23 protein-coding genes are annotated in these 24,886 nt (G+C 60.4%); 13 read left to right on the top strand and 10 right to left on the bottom strand.

Features of this window, described 5'->3' with window-relative positions:
* Positions 1-23 precede the first annotated feature (23 nt).
* Positions 24-455: an acyl-CoA thioesterase gene (locus PMI25_RS19130; RefSeq protein WP_007964673.1), complete on the top strand. Its 432-nt coding sequence runs from the start codon at positions 24-26 to the stop codon at positions 453-455.
* A gap of 103 nt (positions 456-558) precedes the next feature.
* On the opposite strand, the gene PMI25_RS19125 is transcribed toward PMI25_RS19130, so the two are convergent.
* The 3 genes from PMI25_RS19125 to fdhD all read right to left on the bottom strand — a co-directional run bounded on the left by PMI25_RS19125 (position 559) and on the right by fdhD (position 4,572).
* Positions 559-1,041 carry a glycine zipper domain-containing protein gene (locus PMI25_RS19125; protein WP_007964672.1) on the bottom strand — a complete coding sequence of 161 codons (483 nt, stop codon included), beginning with the start codon at positions 1,039-1,041 and terminating at the stop codon, positions 559-561.
* A gap of 346 nt (positions 1,042-1,387) precedes the next feature.
* Positions 1,388-3,736 (bottom strand): FdhF/YdeP family oxidoreductase, encoded by a 2,349-nt coding sequence (locus tag PMI25_RS19120; RefSeq protein WP_007964671.1) that lies wholly within the window; start codon positions 3,734-3,736, stop codon positions 1,388-1,390.
* A complete protein-coding gene (fdhD, locus tag PMI25_RS19115; RefSeq protein ID WP_007964670.1) occupies positions 3,733-4,572 on the bottom strand; it encodes a formate dehydrogenase accessory sulfurtransferase FdhD in 840 nt (279 codons plus the stop codon). The genes PMI25_RS19120 and fdhD overlap by 4 nt, the downstream gene beginning before the upstream one ends.
* Positions 4,573-4,805: 233 nt before the next feature.
* On the opposite strand from fdhD, the gene lysM reads away from it, so the two are divergent.
* Positions 4,806-5,246, top strand: coding sequence for a peptidoglycan-binding protein LysM (lysM, locus tag PMI25_RS19110; protein WP_007964669.1), 441 nt, complete (start codon positions 4,806-4,808; stop codon positions 5,244-5,246).
* Positions 5,247-5,349: 103 nt separating this feature from the next.
* Here the strand turns inward: lysM and yrfG are convergent, their stop codons facing one another.
* Positions 5,350-6,012: a GMP/IMP nucleotidase gene (gene yrfG / locus PMI25_RS19105; RefSeq protein WP_007964668.1), complete on the bottom strand. Its 663-nt coding sequence runs from the start codon at positions 6,010-6,012 to the stop codon at positions 5,350-5,352.
* 88 nt (positions 6,013-6,100) lie between these two features.
* On the opposite strand from yrfG, the gene nudE reads away from it, so the two are divergent.
* Complete coding sequence (nudE, locus tag PMI25_RS19100) at positions 6,101-6,667, top strand: ADP compounds hydrolase NudE (protein ID WP_007964667.1); 567 nt, start codon at positions 6,101-6,103, stop codon at positions 6,665-6,667.
* 11 nt (positions 6,668-6,678) lie between these two features.
* Positions 6,679-7,506: a 3'(2'),5'-bisphosphate nucleotidase CysQ gene (gene cysQ, locus PMI25_RS19095; protein WP_007964665.1), complete on the top strand. Its 828-nt coding sequence runs from the start codon at positions 6,679-6,681 to the stop codon at positions 7,504-7,506.
* 147 nt (positions 7,507-7,653) lie between these two features.
* On the opposite strand, the gene PMI25_RS19090 is transcribed toward cysQ, so the two are convergent.
* The 4 genes from PMI25_RS19090 to rfbC are packed head-to-tail and all read right to left on the bottom strand — an operon-like array spanning position 7,654 to position 11,884.
* Positions 7,654-8,109, bottom strand: coding sequence for a YiiD C-terminal domain-containing protein (locus tag PMI25_RS19090; RefSeq protein ID WP_007964664.1), 456 nt, complete (start codon positions 8,107-8,109; stop codon positions 7,654-7,656).
* Positions 8,106-9,491: a sigma-54-dependent transcriptional regulator gene (locus PMI25_RS19085; RefSeq protein ID WP_007964663.1), complete on the bottom strand. Its 1,386-nt coding sequence runs from the start codon at positions 9,489-9,491 to the stop codon at positions 8,106-8,108. Before PMI25_RS19085 ends, PMI25_RS19090 begins: the two co-directional genes overlap by 4 nt.
* Entirely contained in the window at positions 9,488-11,296 is a 1,809-nt protein-coding gene (locus PMI25_RS19080) for a sensor histidine kinase (RefSeq protein WP_024164478.1), read from the bottom strand. The genes PMI25_RS19085 and PMI25_RS19080 overlap by 4 nt, the downstream gene beginning before the upstream one ends.
* Before the next feature lie 42 nt (positions 11,297-11,338).
* Positions 11,339-11,884, bottom strand: coding sequence for a dTDP-4-dehydrorhamnose 3,5-epimerase (gene rfbC / locus PMI25_RS19075; RefSeq protein WP_007961846.1), 546 nt, complete (start codon positions 11,882-11,884; stop codon positions 11,339-11,341).
* 147 nt (positions 11,885-12,031) lie between these two features.
* Here rfbC and PMI25_RS19070 point away from each other — a divergent pair, with 147 nt between their 5' ends.
* From PMI25_RS19070 to PMI25_RS19060, 3 genes are all read left to right on the top strand, one after another.
* Positions 12,032-14,944, top strand: coding sequence for an aminotransferase (locus PMI25_RS19070; RefSeq protein WP_007961847.1), 2,913 nt, complete (start codon positions 12,032-12,034; stop codon positions 14,942-14,944).
* A 226-nt stretch (positions 14,945-15,170) separates the two neighbouring features.
* Positions 15,171-16,277 (top strand): agmatine deiminase, encoded by a 1,107-nt coding sequence (gene aguA / locus PMI25_RS19065; RefSeq protein ID WP_007961848.1) that lies wholly within the window; start codon positions 15,171-15,173, stop codon positions 16,275-16,277.
* Between the two features lie 245 nt (positions 16,278-16,522).
* The gene (locus tag PMI25_RS19060; protein ID WP_007961849.1) at positions 16,523-16,735 is read left to right on the top strand and encodes a hypothetical protein; all 213 of its coding nucleotides are present in this window, start codon (positions 16,523-16,525) and stop codon (positions 16,733-16,735) included.
* A 173-nt stretch (positions 16,736-16,908) separates the two neighbouring features.
* On the opposite strand, the gene PMI25_RS19055 is transcribed toward PMI25_RS19060, so the two are convergent.
* Positions 16,909-19,002, bottom strand: a complete 2,094-nt coding sequence (locus PMI25_RS19055; protein WP_007961850.1) for a TonB-dependent receptor — start codon at positions 19,000-19,002, stop codon at positions 16,909-16,911.
* Positions 19,003-19,258: 256 nt separating this feature from the next.
* Between PMI25_RS19055 and PMI25_RS19050 the strand changes: the two genes are divergently transcribed.
* The 6 genes from PMI25_RS19050 (at position 19,259) to PMI25_RS28215 (ending at position 23,954) form a co-directional block, all read left to right on the top strand.
* The gene (locus PMI25_RS19050; protein WP_007961851.1) at positions 19,259-19,927 is read left to right on the top strand and encodes a DsbA family protein; all 669 of its coding nucleotides are present in this window, start codon (positions 19,259-19,261) and stop codon (positions 19,925-19,927) included.
* A 295-nt stretch (positions 19,928-20,222) separates the two neighbouring features.
* Positions 20,223-21,509, top strand: coding sequence for an OprD family porin (locus PMI25_RS19045; protein ID WP_007961853.1), 1,287 nt, complete (start codon positions 20,223-20,225; stop codon positions 21,507-21,509).
* Between the two features lie 232 nt (positions 21,510-21,741).
* Complete coding sequence (locus PMI25_RS19040; RefSeq protein WP_007961854.1) at positions 21,742-22,488, top strand: 2OG-Fe dioxygenase family protein; 747 nt, start codon at positions 21,742-21,744, stop codon at positions 22,486-22,488.
* 79 nt (positions 22,489-22,567) lie between these two features.
* Positions 22,568-22,945, top strand: coding sequence for a GNAT family N-acetyltransferase (locus PMI25_RS19035; protein ID WP_003220700.1), 378 nt, complete (start codon positions 22,568-22,570; stop codon positions 22,943-22,945).
* Positions 22,942-23,658: an AzlC family ABC transporter permease gene (locus PMI25_RS19030; RefSeq protein WP_024164477.1), complete on the top strand. Its 717-nt coding sequence runs from the start codon at positions 22,942-22,944 to the stop codon at positions 23,656-23,658. Before PMI25_RS19035 ends, PMI25_RS19030 begins: the two co-directional genes overlap by 4 nt.
* The gene (locus tag PMI25_RS28215; RefSeq protein WP_003220702.1) at positions 23,637-23,954 is read left to right on the top strand and encodes an AzlD domain-containing protein; all 318 of its coding nucleotides are present in this window, start codon (positions 23,637-23,639) and stop codon (positions 23,952-23,954) included. The genes PMI25_RS19030 and PMI25_RS28215 overlap by 22 nt, the downstream gene beginning before the upstream one ends.
* Here PMI25_RS28215 and PMI25_RS19025 read toward each other — a convergent pair.
* The gene (locus tag PMI25_RS19025) at positions 23,871-24,797 is read right to left on the bottom strand and encodes a LysR family transcriptional regulator (protein WP_007961685.1); all 927 of its coding nucleotides are present in this window, start codon (positions 24,795-24,797) and stop codon (positions 23,871-23,873) included. The two genes, PMI25_RS28215 and PMI25_RS19025, sit on opposite strands and share 84 nt — an antisense overlap.
* Between the last annotated feature and the right edge of the window lie 89 nt (positions 24,798-24,886).

The raw sequence follows: 24,886 nt of genomic DNA, 5'->3' as shown, positions 1-24,886 counted from the left end.
AGAAACTCAAGGAATCGACACCGATGTCCAGCACCATGGCGCAACGCACCGACTACCCGCATTTCCAGCCGATCACCACCCGCTGGCACGACAACGATGCTTATGGGCACATCAACAACGTTACCTACTACAGCTTTTTCGATACCGCGGTGAACACTTACCTGATTCAGGTCGGTGGCCTGGATATCCACGACGGCGAGGTGGTGGGTTTTGTCGTGAGTTCATCTTGCGATTATTTCGCCTCGATCGCGTTCCCGGATCAGATCGAGATCGGTCTGCGGGTAGGCAAGCTGGGTAACAGTTCGGTGCAATATGAACTGGCGGTGTTCAAGGTCGGTGAAAGCGAGGCGTGTGCGGCGGGGCGTTTTGTTCATGTGTTTGTGGATCGGACGAGCAATCAGCCGGTACCGATTCCTGGCCGGTTGCGTCAGGCTCTGGAGCGTTTGCTGGTGTGATAACGCAAAAAAGATCGCAGCCTGCGGCAATTCCTACAGGGTTCGACTGTAGGAGCTGCCGCAGGCTGCGATCTTTTGATCCGTTGCCCGCCAGGCTCAGCAATCAGCGGTGGTTGTAATACCGGTGATGCTTGCGATGGCCGTAGGCATGGCCGCGACCACGGTGGTCGTCGCGGTAGTAGCGACGGTGATCACGATCGCGATCGTAATGACGGTCGTCCTCGTTGCTCTTGTTGCCCATGTAGTTGCCCAGCGCGCCACCGGCGCCGCCACCTGCTGCGGCGCCGATCAGGCTGCCGGTGGTGCCGCCCATGCTGCGGCCGACCACGTTACCGCCGGCTGCGCCCAACGCACCGCCAATGGCCGCTTCGCCACGGCTGTGTTTGTTGGCGCCGACCGCGCTACCACCCGCGCCGCCCAGGGCTGCGCCAATGGTTGAACCTGTGCTGCCGCCTAAAGACTGACCGACGACCGAGCCAAGAACCCCGCCCAATGCGCCGCCCACACCTGCTTCGGTGGTGCCTCCGGCAGAAGCGAAGCCACTGACCAGGCCAAGGGACAACAAGAGAATCGAGGAGAACTTCATAGAGGAGCCTCAAAGGGATGACGGCGCGATCCTGAGGCTGTGTAACAAGGCTGACAATCGAAATCCGACGAATAACACGACTTGTATACAATTATGCAAGTTACTGTTTTGTATGCGGAACTTAAGCGATTTTCGCCGGTCTTTAGCTACTTCGGACAGGCCGCTTTTGTAAAAAAGCGGCCTTTTTTGTGGGCGTATGAAAGTTTCAGGAAACAGAGACTCAACACAAATTCTGTGGCGAGGGAGCTTGCTCCCGCCGGGCCGCGAAGCGGCCCCAAAAAATGCAAACGGAGGCAGTCCTGCGGCCTCCAGCGGGAGCAAGCTCCCACGCCACAGGGCAGCGTCTTTAAGCGGACTTGGCCATGATCAACCCGGTCTCACTCGCCGCCTCAAGGCGGATCGCAATGAACTTCGATGTCGGCGTATGACTGCCATCCCCGGTGCTTTCCAGCGGCACCAGCGGATTCACCTCAGGGTAATAAGCCGCGGCCTGCCCCGCCGGGATATCAAACGCCAGCAAGGTAAAGCCTTTCACCCGACGCTCACGGCCATCGTCCCAGATCGACACGATGTCAGCCTTCTGTCCCGGGCGGAAGCCCAGGCGAATGATGTCGGCCTCGTTGGCGAACAGCACATCGCGCTGGCCCTTGACCCCGCGATAACGGTCGTCGAGGCCATAGATCGTGGTGTTGTACTGATCGTGTGAACGCATCGATTGCAGGATCAGGTCCGGCAGTTGCCCGGTGGCGCGAGTGCGTTCATGCACCAGGTCCTTGGGCAGCAGGTTCGCGCGGAAGTTGGCCCGGCCTGAAGAGGTGTTCCACTTGCGCGCGCCCGCACTGTTGCCTAGGTAGAAACCGCCCGGGTTCTTGACCTTCTCGTTGAAGTCCTTGAAGCCAGGAATGGTGTCGGCGATCAAGTCGCGGATGCGCCCGTAGTCGGCCACCAGCCAGTTCCAGTCCACCGGTTTGCTGCCCAGCGTGGCGGCAGCGATGCCGGCGATGATCGCCGGTTCCGAGCGCATCTGGTTCGACAGCGGCTGCAACTGACCGTTGGAGGCGTGGACCATGCTGAACGAGTCTTCCACGGTGACCGCCTGCGGGCCTTCGGTCTGGATATCGATGTCGGTACGGCCCAGGCACGGCAGGATCAGTGCGTCTTTACCGTGGGCCAGGTGGCTGCGGTTGAGCTTGGTGCTGATCTGCACGGTCAGGTCGCAATTGCTCAGCGCCGCGAAGGTGCGCGGGCTGTCCGGTGTGGCCTGGGCAAAGTTACCGCCCAGACCGATGAAAACCTTGGCGCGGCCCTCGGCCATGGCGTGGATCGCCTCGACCACGTTGTGCCCGTTGTCACGCGGCACCTTGAACTGGAAACGCCGCTCAAGTGAATCGAGGAACGCCACCGGTGGACGCTCGTTGATGCCCATGGTGCGGTCGCCCTGCACGTTACTGTGACCGCGCACCGGGCACAGGCCTGCGCCGGGTTTGCCGACGTTGCCGCGCAGCAGCATCAGGTTGGCGATTTCCTGGATGGTCGGCACCGAGTGGCGATGCTGGGTGATGCCCATCGCCCAGCACATGATCACGTTCTTGCCTTTGGCGTACATGCGCGCCGCTTGCTCGATTTCCACAAGGGTCAGGCCGGATTGCGCGACGATTTGCTCCCAAGGCGTGTCATCGACCACGCCGAGATACTCCAGCACGTTGGTGCTGTGGGCGTTAAGGAAGTCGTGATCGAACACCGCAGGTTCACCGGCCTTCTGCGCATCGCGCTCCCACTGCAGGAGGAACTTGGCCATGCCGCGCAGCACCGCCATATCGCCGCCAAGTGCTGGACGGAAGTACGCGGTGTTCGTCGGCTTGTCGCCGTTGGTGAGCATTTCGATCGGGTGCTGTGGATGCTGGAAGCGTTCCAGGCCGCGCTCTTTCAGCGGGTTGATGCACACCACTTGCGCGCCGCGCTTCACCGCTTCACGCAGTGGTTCGAGCATCCGTGGATGATTGGTGCCGGGGTTCTGGCCCCAGACGAAAATCGCGTCGGCGTGTTCAAAGTCGTCGAAGGTCACGGTGCCTTTGCCGACGCCAACGCTTTGCGCCAACGCCACACCGCTGGCCTCGTGGCACATGTTCGAGCAGTCGGGGAAGTTGTTGGTGCCGTAGGCGCGCACAAACAGCTGATACAGGTATGCCGCTTCGTTGCTGGCACGGCCCGAGGTATAGAACTCGGCTTGATCGGGGCTCGACAACGCTTGCAGGTGTTTGCCGATCAGGGCGAAGGCATCGTCCCAGGCGATGGGTTTGTAGCGGTCGGTTTCGGCGTCGTAGACCATCGGCTCGGTCAGGCGGCCCTGGTATTCAAGCCAGTAGTCGCTCTGCTCCAGCAACGACGTGACGCTGTGTTTGGCGAAGAACTTGCCGTCCACCCGACGCTTGGTCGCTTCCCAGTTCACTGCTTTGGCGCCGTTCTCGCAGAACTTGACCATGCCGCTCTCCGGCGAATCGCCCCAGGCGCAGCCCGGGCAGTCGAAGCCGCCGTTCTGGTTGGTCTTGAGCATCATGCGCAGGTTTTTCAGTGCGTTGTCGCTGGTCAACCAGGCCTGGGCCACACTGATCAGGGCACCCCAGCCACCGGCTGCACCTTTGTAAGGTTTGTAGCGCGGGACAGGTTTCTGGTCGGCTTGATGATGTTGGCTCACGCTTGATTCTCCATCGCTGGGCTGTAGACCCGCGGCGCATTCTTCTGCGGCAGGTGGATGAGATTGAGGTTGTGGCGACGGGCCCATTGCACGGCAAGGCCCGTGGGCGCGGACAGGCTGACCAGAGTCTGGATGCCGGCGCGTAAAACTTTCTGGATCAATTCGAGACTGCAACGGCTGGTGACAATCGCCAGGCCGCCTTCGGTGGAAATCTTCTGGCGGATCAGCCCGCCAATCAGTTTGTCGAGGGCGTTGTGCCTGCCGATGTCTTCACGGCCCAGCAGCAATTCACCACTGGCGTTCATGAACACCGCCGCGTGGACTGCGCCGCAGTGCTGACCGAGTGGCTGAAATGCCCCGATGCGCTGGCGCAGACCATCGAGCCATGCGGCGGGCGGCAGCGGCGCGCCGGGCAACACCTTGAGATCGGGCAAGGCCTGTTCCACCGCTTCGACGCCACACAACCCGCAACCGCTGGTACCGGCCAATTGGCGGCGCTGTTGCTTGAGGTTCCAGAATGCACGGTTGGCGATGGTCACTTGCGCGTATTGCGCCGAGCCTGCGCCGGTCAGTTGCAGGTCGTAAATGTCGCTGGCGTCTTCGATGATGCCGCTGCCGAGGCTGAAACCGACGATGAAATCTTCCAGATCCGTCGGCGTCACCAGCATCACCGCCTGACTGATGCCGTTGTAGGCGATCGCCAGCGCGACTTCCTCGGCGAGCGCGGTGCTGGACGATTCCACACGAGGCAGGTCGCTGTAGCTGTAGGTCTGGCTGGCGGCGGGCGCGGGCGTTTCGAGTGCAGGCGCCGCGCAAGTTGGGCGCTTGGCGTTCATGGCATCACCGACGGATTGATCAACGCTAAGACTAGGCGCGGCAACTTGTCGCGTCTAATCGGTACTGTCGATCTATTGATAGATGGCGTCGATCAAGCGGCTCCGCAATTGGCGGGGCGGCACGCCAAAGGTTTGAGTACGCGACTTGCCGGGTCATTGGTCGGCCTGGAACCGGGTTGCTCTGGTGTGGTCTAGGCTTGGACGTCTGGAACCCAAATCAAGGAGTGTGCGCTATGAGTCTTTTTAGCTTTGTGAAAGAGGCCGGTGAAAAGCTGATCGACCTGCTGACCCCGGGCAATGCCAATGCCAGTGAGCAGTTGAAGGAACATATCAGCAAGGTCGGGTTGGGCAACCCGAATGTTCAGGCCACCGTGGACGGCGACAAGGTGACGGTCACCGGTGAAGTCGCCAGCCAGGAGGAGAAGGAAAAGATTTTGCTGGCGGTGGGTAATATCGAAGGCGTGGGCAGCGTTGATGATCAGATCACCGTGACCGGGCCGGTGGTGGCCGCCGCGCGTTTTGTCGTGGTGAAAAAGGGCGACACCCTCAGCGCAATTTCCCTGGCGGTGTATGGCAACGCCAACCAGTACAACAAGATCTTTGAGGCCAACAAACCAATGCTCAAGGATGTAAACAAAATCTATCCAGGCCAGACCCTGCGTATCCCTGAGTAGCTCACAACCCCTGTAGGAGCTGCCGAAGGCTGCGATCTTTTGATCTTGTTTTTTAAACAATCAAAGTCAAAAGGTCGCAGCCTTCGGCAGCTCCTACAGGAAATCAGAGACCCCGAATCAAATCGCGGTAGTCTTCAACTGCAGCAAACTCAGCCGTGTCCTTCGGCCCCTTGCGACTGTCCGGCTCTTTCACCGCCAACAAATGCGTCACACCAAATTCCCGCGCACTACGCAGAATCGGCAACGTATCGTCGATAAACAGGCTGCGCGCCGGATCAAAGTCGATGTCCACCTGCAGGGCATCCCAGAACTGCGGATTTTCCTTGGGAAACCCGTAATCGTGCGAGCTGATCAGCCGCTCGAAATAGGGCGCCAGTTCAATTCGTTCCAGTTTCAGCGACAGCGAATCCCGGTGTGCATTGGTGATCATGATCACCCGTTTGCCGGCGTTTTTAATCGCTTGCAGAAACGTGTCGGCATCCGTACGCAGGGCGATCAAGTGTGCGGTTTCCAGTTTCAGTTCACGCACCGAGAGCTTCAGCTCGGCACTCCAGAAATCCAGGCAATACCACTGCAGTTGCCCGGCATGGCGCTCGAACAGCGGCTGCAGTTCCATCTCGGCCATGGCGCGGCTCACCCCGTGCAGTTCGGCGTAGCGTTGCGGCAGGTGTTCCAGCCAGAAATGGTTGTCGAAGTGCAGGTCCAGCAGCGTACCGTCCATGTCCAGCAGGACGGTATCGATGTCAGACCACGGTAGAGAAGGCATGGCAACGTCTCGAGCGGTAGAAAGATATCCGACACAAACAATCGGGAAAGCCGCGTTATAGTAGCGCGTTCACGCCAAGGAGCTTTGCATGCGCCAGAAACCCACTGTACTCGCCCGCGAGATCGTCGCCACCAGTCGTCTGTTTTGCGTCGAAGAACTGAAGCTGCGTTTTTCCAACGGCGTGGAACGCACTTACGAGCGTCTGGTCGGCAAAGGCGCGGGTTATGGCGCGGTGATGATTGTGGCGATGCTCGACAGCGAACACGCGGTGCTGGTCGAGGAATACTGCGGCGGCACTGACGAGTACGAACTGTCCCTGCCCAAAGGCTTGATCGAGCCGGGCGAAGATGTGCTGGCAGCCGCCGAGCGCGAACTCAAGGAGGAGGCCGGTTTCGGCGCGCGCCAGCTGGAACATCTGACCGAGTTGTCGCTGTCGCCCGGTTACATGAGCCAGAAGATCCAGGTGGTGCTGGCCACCGATTTGTACGAGGAGCGTCTGGAGGGCGACGAGCCCGAGCCGATGCGCGTCGACAAGGTCAACCTGCGTGAACTGGCGGCGCTGGCGCAAAACCCGCAATTTACCGAAGGCCGTGCCTTGGCGGCGCTGTATCTGGCGCGTGATCTGCTGACGCAGCGCGGGTTCTTTCAGCCATGAGTGAGATATTGATGAAGTTTACCCATCCGTTGATGGCGCCAGTGGTTGAGCTGGCATTGCAGGCTGGCGAGGCGATCCTGCCGTTTTGGCGCGCTGACGTGGCGGTCACCGCCAAGTCCGATGATTCACCAGTGACCGCCGCGGACATGGCTGCGCACCACGTGATCGTTGCCGGGCTGACCGCGCTGGACTCCAGTATTCCGATTCTGTCCGAGGAAGACGCCAACATCCCGCAGAGCGTGCGCGCCGGGTGGCAGCGCTGGTGGTTGGTGGACCCGCTGGATGGCACCAAGGAGTTCATCAGCGGCAGTGAAGAGTTCACCGTCAACATCGCCCTGATCGAAAACGGGCGGGTGGTGTTTGGCGTGGTGTCGATGCCGACCAATGGCCGGTTCTATGTCGGCGGTGCCGGGCTCGGTGCGTGGCGTGGGGACAAAGGTGGTTCGCCGGTGGCGATTGAGGTGCGTGAGGTGCTCGCGCCCGGTGAAGCGTTCACCGTGGTGGCGAGCCGTCGGCACTCGAGTCCGGAGCAAGAGCGGCTGCTTGCCGGTTTGAGCGCCAGCCTGGGCGAGTTGCAACTGGCGAACATCGGCAGTTCGCTGAAGTTTTGTCTGTTGGCTGAAGGGGCGGCGGATTGCTACCCAAGACTGGCGCCGACTTCGCAATGGGACACCGCGGCAGCGCAGGGCGTACTCGAAGGTGCCGGCGGCGAAGTGCTGGATCTGCAGGGCGAGGCGTTCTGTTATCCGGCGCGGGAATCGCTGCTCAATGAGTTCTTTCTGGCGTTGCCGGCGAAGGCCGCGTGGCGTGCAAGACTGTTGGAGCTGGCTCGCTCCTGATTCCTGCACATCGCATTGTAGTGAGGGGATTCATCCCCGATGGGCCGCGTAACGGCCCTACTCTACGTACGACATGAATTGCGACTGCTGCGCAGCCGATCGGGGATAAATCCCCTCGCCACAAGTGATTAGTGCATCACTGAAGACTCAGCGGTGCAGAACGTATTGCCCGCTGAACGTCACCGCATCCTCATCACTCCCGGCATTGACGATCCGCGTGTTGAGCGTCAATCGCGCCCGCCCGTAGCGGTGATACATCGCCAGAAACTTCTTCCAGACCGCCGCTTCCGGTGCCGGGCAAAGCGCCGTGGCATCACCGGTCACGGGCAGCGGATAGCTGATCTGGCCTTCCTGAATCACGATGTGCCCGTCTTCGATGCCTTCTTCCTTCAGGCGCAGATGCAGCCAGCCCCAGCCCGCCAGCACCGCGCCGCAGTAGAGACTGCCGCCGAACATGGTGCTTTTGTGATTGACGTTCGGCTCCAGCGGCAAGTGCAAACTCAACTGCTGCTCGTGCCAGGCGAGGACCTTGAGGCCCATCTCGCGGGTCAGGGGAATGTCGTGATGCAGCACCGATTCCAGATAGTGACTGTCGCGGCTCATTCGGCTTCGTCTCCATGGGCGTTACTGTCGGCGAAATTCAAGCCGTGCTTGCGCAGTTTGTCGTGCAGGGTCTTGCGCGGAATACCCAGGGCTTCGGCGAGGCTGCGCACCGAACTGTGGGAGCGCGCCAGCTCGGCGGCAATCAACGACTTCTCGAAGTTTTCCACTTGCTCGCTCAGACCGCCGCTGATGACTTCCACGGTAGTGCCGGCGCCTTCGACGCCACTGTTATCCAGCGCCAGTTCCAGACCGAGGGCGAAACGCTCGGCAGCGTTCTGCAATTCGCGCACGTTGCCCGGCCAGGTGTGGCGCAGCAGCAAGGCGCGTTGCGCCGGTTGCAGTTCGTGAGGCGGCAAACCGTGGCGGGCGCTGGCTTCATCGGCGTAATGCTGGAACAGCACCAGCGCGTCCTCGCCGCGTTCGCGCAGTGGCGGAATGCGCAGCGGTGCAACGTTCAGACGGTAATACAAGTCGGCGCGAAAACGCCCTTGATCAGCGGCCTGACGCAGGTCTTCCTTAGTCGCGGCGATGACGCGGATGTCCAGCGGGATCAACTGATTGCCACCCAGACGTTCGACCACACGCTCTTGCAGCATGCGCAGCAGTTTCACCTGCACGTCCATGCTCATGCTTTCGATTTCGTCGAGGAACAGCGTGCCGCCGTTGGCGAACTCGAACTTGCCGATCCGGCGTTTCTGCGCGCCGGTGAACGCGCCCGGTTCATGCCCGAACAGCTCACTTTCCACCACCGATTCGGCCAGTGCCCCGGCGTTGATCGCCACGAACGGGCCGTTTCGCCGGCTCGATAAATCGTGAAGTGCACGGGCCACGACCTCTTTACCGGCGCCGGTTTCACCGAGGATCAGCACGTCGGCCTTGGTCGCCGCCAGCGCGCCAATCTGCTCGCGCAGGCGCAACATTGGCGCCGAGTGGCCGACCAGTCGTGCGCTCAGTTCGTTGCGATCGCTCAAGGCCAGGCGCAGGCTGCGGTTGTCCAGCACCAGCCGGCGCAGGGCCAGGGCGCGGCGCACGCTGTCGAGCAGGGCGTCGCTGGCGAACGGTTTTTCCAGAAAGTCATAGGCGCCGGCACGCATTGCTTGCACCGCCAGCGGCACATCGCCGTGGCCAGTGATCAGCAGCACCGGCAGCTCCGGATCCTGAGCGTGCAATTCGCTCAACAGCTCCAGGCCGTCCATGCCCGGCATGCGGATGTCGCTGACCACCACGCCGGGCCAGTCACGCTCCAGTTGCCCGGCCAGACCTTTGGCTTCGGACAGAGGAAGGATTTTCAGCCCGGCCAGGTCCAGGGTCTGGCCGAGGGCCTGACGCAGGTGCGGATCGTCGTCGATCAACACCACCTGAATGCGATTGTCGATGGTCATGCACTTCGATCCTCGGACGGTTGCAGGCTGACCCCGGGCGCGCCGGCGCGCAGCCGCAGGGTGATCAAGGCGCCACCTTGCTTGTGGTTGGCGAACGACAGTTCACCACCGAAGGCGCGCATCAGGGTTTCACAGATCGCCAGCCCCAGGCCAAGGCCCTGAGTACGGGTCTTGGTGGTGTAGAAGGGCTCGCTGGCGCGGCCGAGGGCTTCCATGCAAAAGCCCGGGCCGTTGTCGCGAATGTACAGATTGACGCCCTCGGCCGTGGATTCGGCACTCAGCCACAGTTTGCGCGGCGGGCCTTTTTCGGTCAGCGCATCGAGGGCGTTGGCCAGCAGATTGCCGAGCACCTGGCGCAGACGGGTTTCCCCGGCCTCGACCCACAGCGTGGCGGCGGGCAGATCGCGGATCAGTTCGACTTCCATGCTGCGGCGCCGTTTGGCCAGCAATGCCAGCGCATCGTCCAGCGCCGGTTGCAGAGCCACGCTTTCCGGGGCGTGGCGATCACGGCGGGCGAAGGCACGCAGGTGCGCGATGATCGAGGCCATGCGCCCGGTCAGCTCGCTGATCAGTTTGAGGTTGCCGCGAGCATCGTCGGTGCGTTGATGATCGAGCAGTACTTCGGCGTTTTCCGCATAGCTGCGGATCGCCGCCAGCGGCTGGTTGAGCTCGTGGCTGATGCTCGCCGACATGGTGCCCAGTGCCGAGAGTTTGCCGGCCTGGACCAGATCGTCCTGGGCACGCACCAGTTCCTGCTGGGCCTGTTCGCGCTCCAGCACTTCCTGCTTGAGGCGGCGGTTGAGGCCTTCGAGGTCGCTGGTGCGTTCAGCGACCCGACCTTCCAGTTCACGCCGCGCCTTGGCCTCGAAAGCGATGCGCTCCAGATAATGGCGACGGCGCTGCATCATCAGGCCTAGCAGCAACATCACCACCAGCAGGGTGGCGCCGCCGATGGCTACGACGGTGCGCACCGGGCGGTCGATAAGGGTGCGCGGGGCGAGAATGCTCACGCTCCAGCCGGTTTCGGCGATGTCGTGGGTCTGGATCAGCCACGCGCTAGGGCTGAGGTTCAGCGGGCGCGGCTCGCGGGTCGGGTAGGGCTGGATCGCGGTGATGGCAGCGCGCTCGCTGTCGCTGAGGACGCGGGTCGAGCGAAAGCGCCACTCCGGGCGCGAGGTGAGAATCACCACGCCGTTGTGGTCGGTCACCAACAGTTGTTCCGGGGTTTTGCCCCACAGGCTTTCGGTGTGGTCGAGATCGACTTTGATCACCAGCACGCCGATGATTTTTTCGCCGTTGCGCACCGCCGCGGCGAAGAAATAACCGCGTTTGGCCGAAGTAGTACCGAGGCCGAAGAAGCGGCCCAGACGCCCGGCCATGGCTTCGCTGAAATACGGACGGAAAGCGAAATTGCGCCCGACGAAACTGTCATGTTTGTCCCAGTTTGACGCCGCGAGAGTCTGGCCGCTGGTGTCCATCAGGTACATGACTTCGGCGCCGGTCTGTGCGGCGATGTTTTTCAGCAGGCGGTTGGCGTTGCCTTGGGTGACGCCGTCGTCCGGTGCCCCGAGCACGGCGCGCAGGGCCGGCAAATCGCCGAGGATCTGCGGCAATACTTCGTAGCGGTGGAGGGTGCCGAGCAGGTTGGCGACGTAAAGATCGAGGGTCTGGCGGTTTTGCCCGGCCAGTTCACTGCGGTAATAGCGCTCGGCCAGATGCTCCAGCGGCCACAGCAGCGGTGCCAGGCACAACGCCAGCAGGGCGAGGCTGCGCCAGCGGGGTCTGCGGGGTAGAGATGGTTTCATGAGCCGGATGCGCCTGAGTGAACAGGCGCATTATGCCTAGGCTCAGGCGAAGACGTCAGCGTCCTTGAGCAGCGCACCGGCCTGATCCTTGGCCGACAGTTTCGGCGCTTCGTCCAGTTGCCAGTCGATGCCCAAGGCAGGGTCGTCCCAGCGAATGCTGCGTTCGGACGATGGATCGTAGTAGTTGGTGGTCTTGTAGAGGAATTCGGCGAACTCGCTCAGCACCACGAAACCATGGGCAAAGCCTTCCGGAACCCACAGTTGACGGTGGTTCTCGGCCGACAGGCGTACAGCAACCCACTTGCCGAAGTGCGGCGAGCTGCGACGGATGTCCACGGCTACATCAAGCACTTCGCCGGCGGTCACCCGAACCAGTTTGCCCTGGGTATTTTGCAGCTGGTAATGCAGGCCGCGCAGCACGCCTTTCTGCGAGCGCGAATGGTTGTCCTGAACGAATTGAGTGTCCAGACCGGTCGCTTCCTGAAAGGCCTTGGCGTTGAAACTCTCGTAGAAGAAGCCGCGCTCGTCACCAAATACCTTGGGTTCGATGATCAGAACACCGGGCAGATCGGTGGTGATTACATTCATGTGATTATTTCCAGATAGGTGTGAATGGCCGACATTCTTGCGCAAAGTGCCGGCGGATGCGAGCGCTTGAATATCTCAGGTCGGGGGTTGCGCATCCTCTGTAGCAATGGCGATATAGGCGCCTAATAAAATTTCAGGGGTCGTTCCATGCCGCTCGCCACGTTGATTCATCGCGCCAGTTTGCCCAGCCCGCAGGTCTCTGAGGCACTGGCCCGGCAGTGGCTGGCGGAGCATTACGGGCTCAGCGGCACGTTGCAGGCGCTGGGCAGTCAGCAGGATCTGAATTATCGGGTCGACAGCGAGCGTGGGCGCTTCGTCCTGAAAATCTGCCGGGGTGATTACGCGCTGGTGGAGTTGCAGGCCCAACATGCGGGCCTCAAGTACCTCGCCGAGCATTCGTCAGTGCACGTACCCAAGGTGATCTCGGCCAATAACGGTGAGGACCTGTTATCGCTGCAGGCCAACGGCGAGCCGGTGCACGTGCGGCTGCTGGAGTACATCGAAGGTCAGTCGCTGACCCAGCTCGAGCATTTGGGGCATGACGTGGTGGCCAGATTCGGTCAGTTATGTGGCGAGATGGATCTGGCGCTGGCCGGCTTCGACCATCCGGGTCTTGAGCGCGCGCTGCAATGGGATGCGCGCCATGCCAGTGCGCTGATCAACCACCTGCTGCCGGTGATCAAGGATGAACGCCAGCGCGCACTGATCGCTGCCGCCGCCGAACAGGCCGAACGTCGCTTGCAGCCGTTGCAGGACAAACTGCCGGTGCAGGCGATTCACATGGACATCACCGATGACAACGCCGTGTGGCAACGCGATGCCAAGCGTCATTGGCAATTGCAGGGCGTAATCGATTTTGGCGATCTGGTGCGCACATGGCGCATCACCGATCTGTCGGTGACCTGCGCGGCGCTGCTGCACCATGCCGGCGGTGATCCGTTCGTGATTCTGCCGGCGGTGCAGGCCTATCACGCGGTCAATCCGCTGCAGCACGAAGAGTTGCAGGCACTGTGGCCGCTGATCGTGGCGCGGGCGGCGGTGCTGGTACTCAGTGGCGAGCAGCAGGTCAGCATCGACCCGGGCAACACCTACAGCCGCGACAATCTTGGTCACGAGTGGGAAATTTTCCACGTGGCGACTTCGGTGCCATTGGCGCTGATGGAAGCGGCGATCCTCACGGCGGTCGGCCAGCAACTGCCGGCCATTGGCAGTGAAGGGTTCGCGCCGCTGCTGCCGGAACTGGTCGGGCGGGAATTTGCGCTGATCGATCTTGGCGTTCTGAGTCCGCATTTCGAGGCGGGCAACTGGGAGCAGGCGGGCATCGATCAGCAGCTGCTGACTGAAGCCGCCGCCGCGCATGGCCTGGCGGCCAGTCGTTACGGGCAATACCGCTTGTCGCAGACGCGAGTGGACAGCGCGGTCGAACCGGAGACCTTCCCGCTGCACGTTGAACTGCGTGTGCCACGAGGCACGGTCGTGGAAGCGCCGTTTGCCGGTGTGCTGCATCACGCGGCGGACGGTGTGTTGCAGCTCGACGGGCCGCAGCTCAGCGTGCGTTTGCGCGGTGTGAACGCCTCGCTGCACAGCGGCGCGGCGCTGGTCAAAGGTCAGGTGCTGGGTGCGGTCAATGGGCGGCTGCTTGTGCAGTTGAGCCGCGTTGCATCGCTGGATGCGCCGTTGTTCTGCAGCCCTTCGCGCGCTGCCGCGTGGCAGGCCTTGTGCCCGTCGCCAGCGGCGCTGTTGGGCTTGGCCTGCGATGCCGAGCCGGAGCTGGACGCGAAAACCTTGCTTGAGCGGCGCGACGCCAGTTTCGCCCGCACGCAAAAACACTATTACCTCGACCCGCCGCGCATCGAGCGCGGCTGGCGCAATCACCTGATCGACATGCAGGGCCGCTCCTACCTCGACATGCTCAACAACGTCGCGGTGCTCGGCCATGGTCATCCGCGTATGGCCCAAGTGGCGGCGCGACAGTGGTCGCTGCTCAACACCAACTCGCGATTCAACTATGCAGCCGTGGCGGAGTTTTCCGAGCGCCTGCTGAAACTGGCGCCGGAAGGCATGGACCGGGTGTTTCTGGTCAACAGTGGCAGCGAAGCCAACGACCTGGCGATCCGTCTGGCGTGGGCCTACAGCGGCGGCCGCGACATGCTCAGCGTGCTGGAGGCCTATCACGGCTGGACGGTGGGCGCCGATGCGGTGTCGACGTCGATCGCCGACAACCCGCGTGCACTTGAAAGCCGCCCGGACTGGGTGCACCCGGTGACCGCGCCGAACATCTATCGCGGTGAATTCCGTGGCCTCGATTCGGCGCCGGATTATGTGCGCAGCGTCGAGGCGCAACTGGCGCATATCGCCGCGCAGGAGCGTCAACTGGCCGGGTTCATCTGCGAGCCGGTGTATGGCAATGCCGGCGGTATTGCCCTGCCGCCCAATTACCTGAAGCAGGTGTATGCATTGGTACGTGCCCAAGGCGGGGTGTGCATCGCCGATGAAGTACAGGTCGGTTACGGACGCATGGGCCATTTTTTCTGGGGTTTCGAAGAGCAGGGCGTGGTGCCGGACATCATCTGCATGGCCAAGGGCATGGGCAACGGTCAGCCGCTCGGCGCGGTGATCACACGCCGGGAGATTGCCGAAGCGCTGGAGGCCGAAGGCTACTTCTTCTCGTCCGCTGGCGGCAGCCCGGTGAGTTGCCAGATCGGCATGGCGGTGCTGGATGTGATGGAAGAAGAAAAACTCTGGGAAAACGCCCAGGTGGTTGGCGGGCATTTCAAGGCGCGGCTGGAAGCCTTGATCGATAAACATCCGCTGGTAGGCGCGGTGCACGGTTCCGGGTTTTATCTGGGCGTGGAGTTGATCCGCAATCGCGAAACCCTGGAGCCGGCCACCGAGGAGACCACGTTGTTGTGCGATCGCCTGCGCGAGCTGGGGATCTTCATGCAGCCGACCGGAGATGACCTGAACATTCTCAAGATCAAACCGCCGATGGTCACCTCGCGTCGCAGCGTCGACTTCTTTGTCGACATGCTGGATCGGGTGCTCGAAGAAGGACTGTAACCCATACCCCTGTAGGCGCTGCCGCAGGCTGCGATCTTTTGATTTTGTAGCCAGATCAAAAGATCGCAGCCTGCGGCAGCTCCTACAGGGATTCAGATTTATATCGATAATTGTTGTGAGATTTTAGATGTTCGGTTAGTTGTCAGCTTTTAATGCCGATATTTATCGGTTATAAAGTCGCCATTGCTTTGCAACCCTTCGACGGTTCCCCAGGAGTCCTGTGCCGATGACCACTTTGAAAAGTACCCCGCGTGACGATGGCTTCTACATGCCGGCCGAGTGGGCGCCGCAGACCCAGACCTGGATGATCTGGCCTGAGCGTCCGGACAACTGGCGCCTGGGTGGCAAGCCGGCGCAGGCCGCGCACGTTGCAGTGGCCAAGGCCATCGCCCGTTTCGAACCGGTAACCGTTGCCGTTTCGGCCGGCCAGTACGAAAACGCCCGTGCACGCCTCGACGTGCCAAATATCCGCGTGGTCGAGATGTCCAGCGATGACGCCTGGGTGCGTGATACCGGCCCGACGTTCGTCATCAACAACAGTGGCGAAGTGCGCGGTGTGAACTGGGACTTCAACTCTTGGGGCGGTTTCGAAGGCGGTTTGTATTCGCCGTGGAATCGTGATTCGCAGGTTGGCGGCAAGATCCTCGAAATCGAGCGCAGCCCGCGTTATCGCACCGAAGGTTTTGTGCTCGAGGGCGGCTCGATTCACGTCGATGGCGAAGGCACGCTGATCACCACCGAAGAGTGCCTGCTCAATCACAACCGCAACCCGCACCTGGGCCGCGAAGAAATCGAAGCGGTGCTTCGCGATAATCTGTCGGTGGACAAGATCATCTGGCTGCCGGATGGCCTGTTCAACGACGAGACCGACGGCCATGTGGATAACTTCTGCTGCTACGTGCGCCCGGGCGAAGTGTTGCTGGCGTGGACCGACGATCCGCAGGATCCGAACTACCCGCGCTGCCAGGCGGCGATGAACGTGCTGCAAAGCAGCACCGACGCCAAGGGCCGCCCGTTCACGGTGCACAAGATGCCGATTCCCGGGCCGCTGTACGCCACCGAAGAAGAGTGCGCCGGTGTCGATCCGGTGGACGGTACGCAGGAGCGTAACCCGTCCGTGCGCCTGGCCGGTTCCTACGTGAATTTCCTGATCGTCAACGGCGGCATCATCGCGCCGAGCTTCGACGATCCAATGGACGCGCCTGCGCGGGAGATCCTGCAGAAGCTGTTCCCGCAGCACGAAGTGGTGATGGTGCCGGGCCGTGAACTGTTACTGGGTGGCGGCAATATCCACTGCCTTACCCAACAACAGCCAGCCCCGCACAAAGAGTGAGTTGAGACGTAACAGCTTGAGTTGATTCATAAATCGGCCGGGCAACAATTAGCTTGCTACACATTCAAACAAGCCCGCGGCCCTGTTGGACCGCGGGCTTGTTTGTATCCGCCTGTCGACAAATCGGAAACCTTGGCATAGCTCTTGTATCGGACAAAGTGCACTAGGGAGAGGGGGGAACTTCAACAGTTCTGTCATATACCTTGGATAACTTAGCCGCTCACGAACGGGGAGAGAGCGCTGAAATGAACGCCGAAGTGAACGTAGTCAGCGAGCGGACTTTGCATCCCATGGCCGTCAACGGCGAATCGCTCCAGATTGTCGCGCACTTTTTGAAATCCAACGGAACGCGTCAGATCAGGGAACCTGATCCGCGCCGGATGATGATCGAGCGCTACCCCGCTGGCCTGTTCAGCGAGGCCGAACTGGAAGCGTTATGGGCTGTGATGGAAGGATAAGAAAAACAACAGGGATTGCTGAAAGCGCTGCCGGGATGGCGGCGCTTTTTATGCACGAAACAAAACCACTGTAGGAGTGAGCCTGCTCGCGATGGCGGAGTAACAGCCAACGAATCTGTTGAATGTTAAATAGTCATCGCGAGCAGGCTCACTCCTACAGGTATTGGGTTGAGTCAGAAAGAATAGGTACCGGTCATCACCACGCTGCGCGGTGCGCCTGGCTGGATCTGATATTGGCTGGTGGCCGAGGCGTAATACTCGCGGTCGGTGATGTTGTTCAGTGCCGCGCGCAAGTCCCAGTCCTTGAAGCGGTAGCCGAGCAGCGCATCCCAGCGGCCATAACCCGGCAGCACGGTGGTATTGGCATTGTCGGCATAACGCTGACCGACCAGGGTCAGGCCGGTTTCGCCGTACCAGCCCATCTCCGGTTTCCAGGTCAGGAACAGGCTGCCGTTGTGTTTGGCCACGTTGTTGACGCGTTTGCCTTCCAGACCGTTGTTGTCCTTCTCGATGGTGGTGTCCTGCACGCCGACGCCACCGCGCATGTACCAGTTGCCAACGAGTTTGCCGGTGGCGGTCAGCTCGATGCCGCGCGAGCGCTGCAAACCGGTCATGACGGTCAGGGTCGGATCGTTCGGATCGCTGGTGCGGCGGTTGTAGAGTTCCAGGTCGTAGACCGCCAGCGTGGTGCTCAGGCGATCATCGAGCCAGTCGCTCTTCACGCCGACTTCTTTCTGTTTGGTCAGCTCCGGACTCAAGTCGTTGGTGTTGCCGGCAGCGCCCGGAGTGATGCCGATCAGGCCGCCGCCCACCGGCGAGAAAGTCTTCGACCAGGAGGCGTAGAACGAATGGTTGTGCAGCGGCGTCCAGACAATCCCGAAACGCGGACTGGTGCTGTGGCTGTCGCGGTCTTCGGTGATGTTCTTGAGTTTGTTGGTCGACTCGATATCGAACGTGTCGTAGCGCAGGCCGGCCAGCAGTTGCCATTGATCGTTCAGGCGCAGTTGATCCTGGACGTAGACCGCGCGGCTTTCGACTTCGGTGTGGCTGTCGCTGAACGTTTGCATGCTGCCGGTGTGGCGCAGCTCGCGGTTGGGGTTGAACAGATCGAGCGATGGCACCGGTTGTGCGCCGGGCGTCTTGCCGGTGGCGGCGTTGTACAACTTCGGATCGCGGCGCTGGCTGCCGATCTCGACGCCGGTCAGCAGGCGATGCTCAAGGCCAAAGGTATCGAAACCGCCTTCCAGTTCGAGGTTGTTGTAGACGTTGCGGGTGGTCAGATCCTGCTGCCAGTGCTGGCGCGCGACCTTGTTGGTTTTCGGGTCGAAGCCGGTCAGATAGGTGTTGTCGAAATCGCTGTCGAGCTTGAACACGCCGAGGGTCTGGCGCAGTTGCCAGGCGTCGTTGATCTCGTAGGTGAATTTCGAGCGCAGGGATTGCGCCTTGTCGTCGATGAAATCGTGATCGTTGCCGTAGGTGGTGTCACGACCTACGTCTGCGGGACGGCCATTCACCCCCGGAATGCCGCGATCCGGCGTGCGGTTGTAGCGACTGTATTCGTATTGCACCAGCCAGTTCAGGTCCGGAGTCAGCTGCCAGCTCATCGACGGCGCGAACAACTGCCGGTTGCCGCTGACGCCGTCGCGAAAGCTGTTTTCATCCATGTTGCCCATGTTCAGGCGCAGGCTGAGGTTTTCGCTGGGGTCGGTGCTGAGGTCGGCGTACAGGCTGCGCAGGTCTTCGCTACCGCCCTGGGCCTCGATGGTCGAGCGACGGCCGAACTCGGGCAGCTTGCTCACGCGGTTGACGATCCCGCCCTGGCTGCCTCGGCCATAAAGTACGGCTGCCGGACCTTTGAGCACTTCGACCCGCTCGATGTTGTGCAGGTCGCGCTTGTACTGGCTGTCGTCGCGAATGCCGTCCAGATAGAAGTCGTTGCTGGCGTCGAAGCCGCGGATGCGCAGACTGTCGAAGCGGGTGTCGGCGCTGCTGCTGACGTTGGGAATCCCGCTCAGGGCGTCACCGATGTCATTGGTGCCGTAGTCGGCGACGTTCGAGGTCTTGATCGAGTCGATGGCCTGCGGCACATAACGCACCGGGGTCGAGGTGCGAGTCGCAGTGGTGCTGATCTTGACGCGCGGGTCCTCGGCTTGTTCTTCGGCGCTGATCGCCGTGGCGGGCAGTTCAGTGGCGGAATAAGCAAAACCGCTGGACAGAACGGCAGACAATCCAAGGGTGACGGGCGTGAGGCGGAACGGGGCAGGCATGGAAAAGCACATCCGAAAGAGTAGGGAAATTCAAACGCGCGAATGGTAATGCTTTGCATTTGCTGCCGTTATTTATTCCTGAGAAGTTCCCCTGTCAGATTGTTTCAATTTATGTCGATTTTGATACAACCTGATCAGGTAATCCATTCGACCGATTCTCGGAACAGTCTGAAAGCCATTCCGGCGTTTTTCCCCAACACGCGTAGGCATAGTCTGCCGCCATCGATTTTTCCTGATTGCCTGCCGGAGTCATCCCATGATCCTTCACTACATTTACGATCCATTGTGCGGCTGGTGCTACGGCGCCAAACCGTTGGTGCAAGCGGCGCAGCAAGTGCTGCCGGTCGCGGCGCATGGGGGCGGAATGATGAGCGGCGCGAATCGTCAGCGCGTTTCGCCGCAACTGCGTGATTACGTCATGCCCCACGACCGGCGCATCGCCGAATACACCGGGCAGCCATTTGGCGAGACGTATTTCGAAGGTCTGCTGCGTGATCAATCGGCGGTTTTCGATTCGACGCCGCCGATCGCAGCGGTGCTGGCGGCAGCGGCCATCGACGGTCGTGGCCTGCAGATGCTCGGGCGTTTGCAGACCGCGCATTACATGGAAGGACGGCGGATTGCCGATGAATCCGTACTGTTCGAACTTGCCAGTGAGTTGGGCTACGCCGAGGACACCTTTGCGGCTGCGTTTAAATCCGTTGATACGACAGCGCATATAAAAGCCAGCCGCGCACTCTTGGCGCAACTGGGCGGCCAGGGGTTTCCGACATTGGCGCTGGAGCAGGACGGGCAATTCACCTTGATCGACATCAGCCCATGGCTTGGCAAACCGCAGGCTTTCGCCGGCTGGTTGGGACAAGCGGTGGTCGCGGTTGAGCCAGGGCAATCCGCCGCGCAATGCAGTCTCGACGGCTGCGCGTAATCGCACTGGATTCACTGGCTGAGCGCATTTCCGAGCAATGCGCTATCGCAAAATTTACGATTCTTAGACGATTTTTACCTATTTAAAGACGATTCTTGAAATTGACACATTATTGAAGGCGCGGCTACGATTCGGCCCAACGCCTGTGGCCAACCGCCATGACTCAAAATAATAAAAGGGCCCGACACGGTTTTACCGTGGGCGGGTCTTTTTGTTTCGGGGTGAAAAAAGAGTGCAATAGCGCCGTTTCAGCCGTTCGACACAGCGCGTTTCAACCCGTAATAAGGAAAACAAAATGTTGAACAAGCGAATCAGTCTGATCGCACTGGGGATGTTGAGTGCCACACAGGCCATGGCTGACGGCCAGGCCGAGTCCAAGGGTTTTGTAGAAGACAGCAGTCTGAAAGTGCTGCTGCGCAATGCCTACATCAATCGTGATTACAAAGACGGCAACGCAGACAAATCCGAGTGGGGCCAGGCGGCCATCGGTACGTTCTCGTCCGGCTTTACCCAAGGCACCATCGGTGTGGGTGTTGATGCTTTCGGCCTGTACGCCCTGAACCTGGAGCGCAGCGAAGATCGCAGCGGTGCTGGCGGTATCGACTTCTTCAAACGTGGCGACAGCGGCAAACCTGCCAACGACCTGTCCAAGGGCGGCGCTGCGGTCAAATTCCGTCTGTCCAACACCGTGCTGACCTACGGTGACCAGATGCCGGCGCTGCCGGTGCTGAACTACGACAATTCGCGTCTGCTGCCGGAAAGCTACACAGGTACCTTGATCACCTCCAAAGAGATCAAAGGCCTGCAACTGGACGCCGGTCGTTTCACTGCCGAATCGCGCAAAAGCGCTGAAGGCCGTGACAGCGGTGGTCTGAAGGCAATCAACGTGTTGGGCGGTAGCTACCAGTTCACCGAACAATTCAAGGCGGCGCTGTACGCTTCCGACGTCGAGGACGTGCTGAAGAAGCAATACGTGAACGCCAACTACGTGTTCCCGATCGACAAGGATCAGTCCCTGACCCTGGACTTCAATGGCTATCGCACCAAGCTGGACGACTCTTACGTCCGTGAAAGTGGCGCTACCGGCGATGACAACAAGATCTGGAGCCTGGCAGCGACGTTCGCCACCGGCCCTCACTCCTTCACCGTGGCACACCAGCGCTCCACTGGCGACAGCAACCTGGGCTACGCCTACGGCGGCTATCAGAAAGAGCAAGGTCGTGTCGGTGACGGTGGCAACACTATCTACCTGGCCAACTCCTACTGGTCGGACTTCAACGCTGAAGACGAGCGCAGCTGGCAGTTGGGCTACGGCCTGGACTTCGGCGCGTTTGGCGTACCGGGTCTGAGCTACAACTTCGCTTATGTGCGTGGCGACAACATCACCACATCCACCAGCGAAGGCGGCACCGAGCGCGAGATCTTCAACCAGGTCAAGTACGTCGTACAAAGCGGTCCGGCTAAAGATCTGAGCGTGAAATTGCGCAGCTCGATCCTGCGTGTGTCGCAGAAATCCAGCGAGTACAACGTCGGCGGCAACGAGCTGCGGGTATTCGTGGACTACCCGATCAACATCTTCTGATGCACGATCCGGTGTAAGAAACATGAGAAAACCCCGACTGATCTCGGGGTTTTTTTTCGAGGTCTTTTCTGCAAAAACCGTAAAAAACCCGTGTTTTTGTCATGTAAAAGTTGTTTTAAAGCGTCTTCAAGTACCGTTTCAAACAGGGCTTTAAATGCCTGAAATTCTTTCTCATGGACGCAAATTCTCCACCTAATAGATTAGGCCGCTCAACGCAGCGGAGAATTTGGTAATGATCGTTTTGAACAGAGAAGTGGGCGAATCGCTACGGCGCGACAAATATGTCAACGTCCAGGGTGGTGACTTCAATCTCTACGGTCATTTTGCCGACTTCGTCAGACTGACCAAAAGTTGGGAAAACATGGAGCCAGACAGTTACTACGGTCAGGCCGAAGCCGGCATGCGTTACCGTCGTTACAGCGACTTTGAGTACAACCCGAAAACCCGTGAATTGAAGCAACTCGAGCATCGCGCGTACGTGCAGTCGAAAGAGAACAACGCCTACGTGGGCGGTGTTGTGCGGCACTTTCAGGACTTCTCCGATGAAGTGATTACTTCGCCGGTGATGCGCAGCCTGATCGACACCGATTTTGAAGTGTACAAAAGCGTGCTGCCGGAAGAACTGCACGATGAAATCTGGCAGTGCCAAATTCATCAGATCCGCATCGAGATCAAACCCGGCAAGCAACTGGAAATCACCCCGGAAGGGATTCACTGCGACGGCTATCCGTTCAGCGGTGTGCACTTCTGGGGGCGCAACAATGTCGAGGGCGCGGAGAGTCGTCTTTACGACATCCACGAGCATCAACTGGCGTCGACCACCTACCAGGAAATTCTCGACACCACCTACTTCCTTGATCGTGATATGCGCCACTACGTGACCCCGGCCCGCAATACGCACACTCATGCGATGGCGTACCGGCAGATTCTGGCGATTTCCTTCTCGCGGCCCGGGACCGCTTTCGACATTGTTCGCTAATCAGATCACCCCAATCGATGGCGTCGAGTGCTCGACGCCGGTGGTGCTGCGACGCGCCACCGCCAAGGACGCGCAGCGCATGGAGCGTTTCTTCCGCCAGTTCGACGAAGTGTCGTTCTGTGAGTGGCAGGACGCCAAATGCTTGCGCGGTGTATTGATCCAGAAGACCACCACGGCCTATCTGGCCTTCGACGTCGAAGGCGAGATCGTCGGTGCGGTGCTTGGCGGCATGCTCGGTAGTCGCGGCACCATCAACCACTTGGCGGTCAGCCCACGCTATCGCAGTCAGGGCGTCGGCCAGCGGTTGGTGGAAGCGGCGTCATCCGACATGAAACGGGTCGGTGTATTACGGATGTTTCTGTTCGTCGACGATGCTAACCTCGCGGGCAAGCGATTCTGGACTGCCCAGGGTTTTTGCGAACCCCACGGCGAGCGGACATTTGAGAGGGATCTATGAATGAAACGTCCGGCAGTGCGCCGCTGATGGCTGCTCATCAGCCATCGCGCACGTTTGCCGAAGCCAGCCCGGTGGTGGCCGGTTACTTCACGGTGTCGTTCGTGTTCGGGCTGATGGCGGTCAACGCCGGGCTGCCGATGTGGCTGCCGGTGGCGATGTGTCTGTTCGTTTACGCCGGCGCTTCGCAATTTGCCGCGCTGGCGCTGATCTCCAGCGGTGCGTCGCTGACCACCATCGTGCTGACCACCTTCCTGATCAATGCGCGGCACATGCTGATGTCGGTGTACATGGCCAAGGCCCTGCGCGCACTGGGGCTCAGCCGCATGGAGCGCTGGGCCTACGCCGGTGGCCTGACCGACGAGTCCTTCGCGTTTCACAGCGTCAAACTGGGCACCGGCGCGCCGGTCAACATTCGTTACCTGATCGGCTTCAACCTGTTCTGCCACACCTCTTGGGTGCTGGGCGGATTGTTGGGCGCTGTCTGCGCGCAATATGCGTCGCACCTGATCAAATATCAGCTCGACTACGCACTGACCGCGATGATGCTCTACGTGCTGGTGTCGCTGTGCAACACCCGCAACAAACTCATCGCCGCTGCGGCAGCCGTGGCCTGCATGGGCGCGCTGAGCCTGGTCGGCACTTCGCCATTCAATGTATTCATCGCCACGTTTGTGGGCTGCGGAGTGGGTGTATGCCTGACCAGACGTTCCTGATCCTGGTGGTCGCGCTGATGATGGCCGTGACCTTCCTGCCACGCGCGCTGCCACTGCAGGTCAACACCGAGCACTGGCCGCCGTTCGTTGCGCGGGCGCTGGAGTACCTGCCGGTGGCGATCGTCGCTGCGATCAGCCTGACACCCTTGTTGATCAAGGATCAGCACCTGCAGCTCGATCGCCCGGAATTTTATGCAGCCATTCCGACGTTGCTATGTGCGTATTTCAGCAAAAACCTCTTTCTCAGTGTGGCGGTTGGGACGGCTGCGTACATTGCGCTCGGCTCGTTCATGTAGCGGCAGATCGACCACGTCGTTCAAGGCTTGGCCCGACAGGTTCGGGTTATTCACCGCCAGACGCACTTCGAGGAAATCCTCGAATCCGGGGAAAATAGTCAGGCCGTTCTTTTGCGCGGCCTCACGAGAAACCATGCCCACCGCGTCCATCTGCGTGATCAGCGACAGGGTCAGGGTTTCGCTGCAGGAATAGACCATGCGTTGACCGTTCTCGTGATTGCCCAGTCCGGCGTCGAGAAAACGCAAGAAACTGTGGGAATACGGACAATCTTCTGCAGGACGCACCTGAAACTTGTTGCCCAGCAACGTCAGTGGATCGTTTTCCTGCCCGCAATGGGCACCGACCACCTGCACCTGCACATCCGGCAAAACAATGCTCGGCAGACCCGGCCGCTGCGGGCCGATCAACACCGCAAGATCAAAGTCTTCATTCTTCAGCTTGCTGAGGTTCTCCATCGACTCGGCGTAGCTGAATTCCATCTGGTAATCGGGAAACACCTCGATCAGGCGTCCGATCATTCGCCGGTTGAAGTCAGACGACAACGTGTTGTTCAACGCAACCTTCAATGTGCGCTGGCCCGGCACCTTGAGCGCCTCGACCTTTTCTTCCATCTGTCGCGTGGCAATCAGCACTTTGTCCATGTAGGGCGTCAGCTCCGTGCCTTGCGGCGTCAGCGTCAGCCCTTTGTTGGAACGTCGAAACAAGCGGAAACCGAACTGCTCTTCGACCTTGTTTAACTGCGCGGCCAGGGCCTGCACAGTCAGGCACGAATGCTCGGCTGCGGCCGACAACGAGCCGGTCTGCACGATGCGCATGAGGTTGCGTAAGGTTCTGCTATCCATGGGTAATGCCCTCTGAAGTGGGCTGGGTATTGTTGTTTACGAGACGGCCGATCCGGCGTCATATGCCGGCTATATTCCAGCACCTGAGC

Source organism: Pseudomonas sp. GM30 (assembly GCF_000282275.2).
Lineage (GTDB): Bacteria > Pseudomonadota > Gammaproteobacteria > Pseudomonadales > Pseudomonadaceae > Aquipseudomonas.
This window is presented reverse-complemented; position numbering and strand designations above follow the sequence as displayed.

Coding starts and splice junctions, on each gene's coding strand:
- lysM (WP_007964669.1), top strand. CDS start 4,806: ATGAGTCTTTTTAGCTTTGTGAAAGAGGCCGGTGAAAAGCTGATCGAC.
- PMI25_RS19070 (WP_007961847.1), top strand. CDS start 12,032: ATGCCGCTCGCCACGTTGATTCATCGCGCCAGTTTGCCCAGCCCGCAG.
- PMI25_RS19045 (WP_007961853.1), top strand. CDS start 20,223: ATGTTGAACAAGCGAATCAGTCTGATCGCACTGGGGATGTTGAGTGCC.
- PMI25_RS19030 (WP_024164477.1), top strand. CDS start 22,942: ATGAATGAAACGTCCGGCAGTGCGCCGCTGATGGCTGCTCATCAGCCA.
- PMI25_RS19040 (WP_007961854.1), top strand. CDS start 21,742: ATGATCGTTTTGAACAGAGAAGTGGGCGAATCGCTACGGCGCGACAAA.
- PMI25_RS28215 (WP_003220702.1), top strand. CDS start 23,637: ATGCCTGACCAGACGTTCCTGATCCTGGTGGTCGCGCTGATGATGGCC.
- cysQ (WP_007964665.1), top strand. CDS start 6,679: ATGAAGTTTACCCATCCGTTGATGGCGCCAGTGGTTGAGCTGGCATTG.
- PMI25_RS19130 (WP_007964673.1), top strand. CDS start 24: ATGTCCAGCACCATGGCGCAACGCACCGACTACCCGCATTTCCAGCCG.
- yrfG (WP_007964668.1), bottom strand. CDS start 6,012: ATGCCTTCTCTACCGTGGTCTGACATCGATACCGTCCTGCTGGACATG.
- PMI25_RS19025 (WP_007961685.1), bottom strand. CDS start 24,797: ATGGATAGCAGAACCTTACGCAACCTCATGCGCATCGTGCAGACCGGC.
- nudE (WP_007964667.1), top strand. CDS start 6,101: ATGCGCCAGAAACCCACTGTACTCGCCCGCGAGATCGTCGCCACCAGT.
- PMI25_RS19125 (WP_007964672.1), bottom strand. CDS start 1,041: ATGAAGTTCTCCTCGATTCTCTTGTTGTCCCTTGGCCTGGTCAGTGGC.
- fdhD (WP_007964670.1), bottom strand. CDS start 4,572: ATGAACGCCAAGCGCCCAACTTGCGCGGCGCCTGCACTCGAAACGCCC.
- PMI25_RS19060 (WP_007961849.1), top strand. CDS start 16,523: ATGAACGCCGAAGTGAACGTAGTCAGCGAGCGGACTTTGCATCCCATG.
- aguA (WP_007961848.1), top strand. CDS start 15,171: ATGACCACTTTGAAAAGTACCCCGCGTGACGATGGCTTCTACATGCCG.
- PMI25_RS19080 (WP_024164478.1), bottom strand. CDS start 11,296: ATGAAACCATCTCTACCCCGCAGACCCCGCTGGCGCAGCCTCGCCCTG.
- PMI25_RS19035 (WP_003220700.1), top strand. CDS start 22,568: ATGGAGCGTTTCTTCCGCCAGTTCGACGAAGTGTCGTTCTGTGAGTGG.
- PMI25_RS19050 (WP_007961851.1), top strand. CDS start 19,259: ATGATCCTTCACTACATTTACGATCCATTGTGCGGCTGGTGCTACGGC.
- PMI25_RS19085 (WP_007964663.1), bottom strand. CDS start 9,491: ATGACCATCGACAATCGCATTCAGGTGGTGTTGATCGACGACGATCCG.
- rfbC (WP_007961846.1), bottom strand. CDS start 11,884: ATGAATGTAATCACCACCGATCTGCCCGGTGTTCTGATCATCGAACCC.
- PMI25_RS19090 (WP_007964664.1), bottom strand. CDS start 8,109: ATGAGCCGCGACAGTCACTATCTGGAATCGGTGCTGCATCACGACATT.
- PMI25_RS19055 (WP_007961850.1), bottom strand. CDS start 19,002: ATGCCTGCCCCGTTCCGCCTCACGCCCGTCACCCTTGGATTGTCTGCC.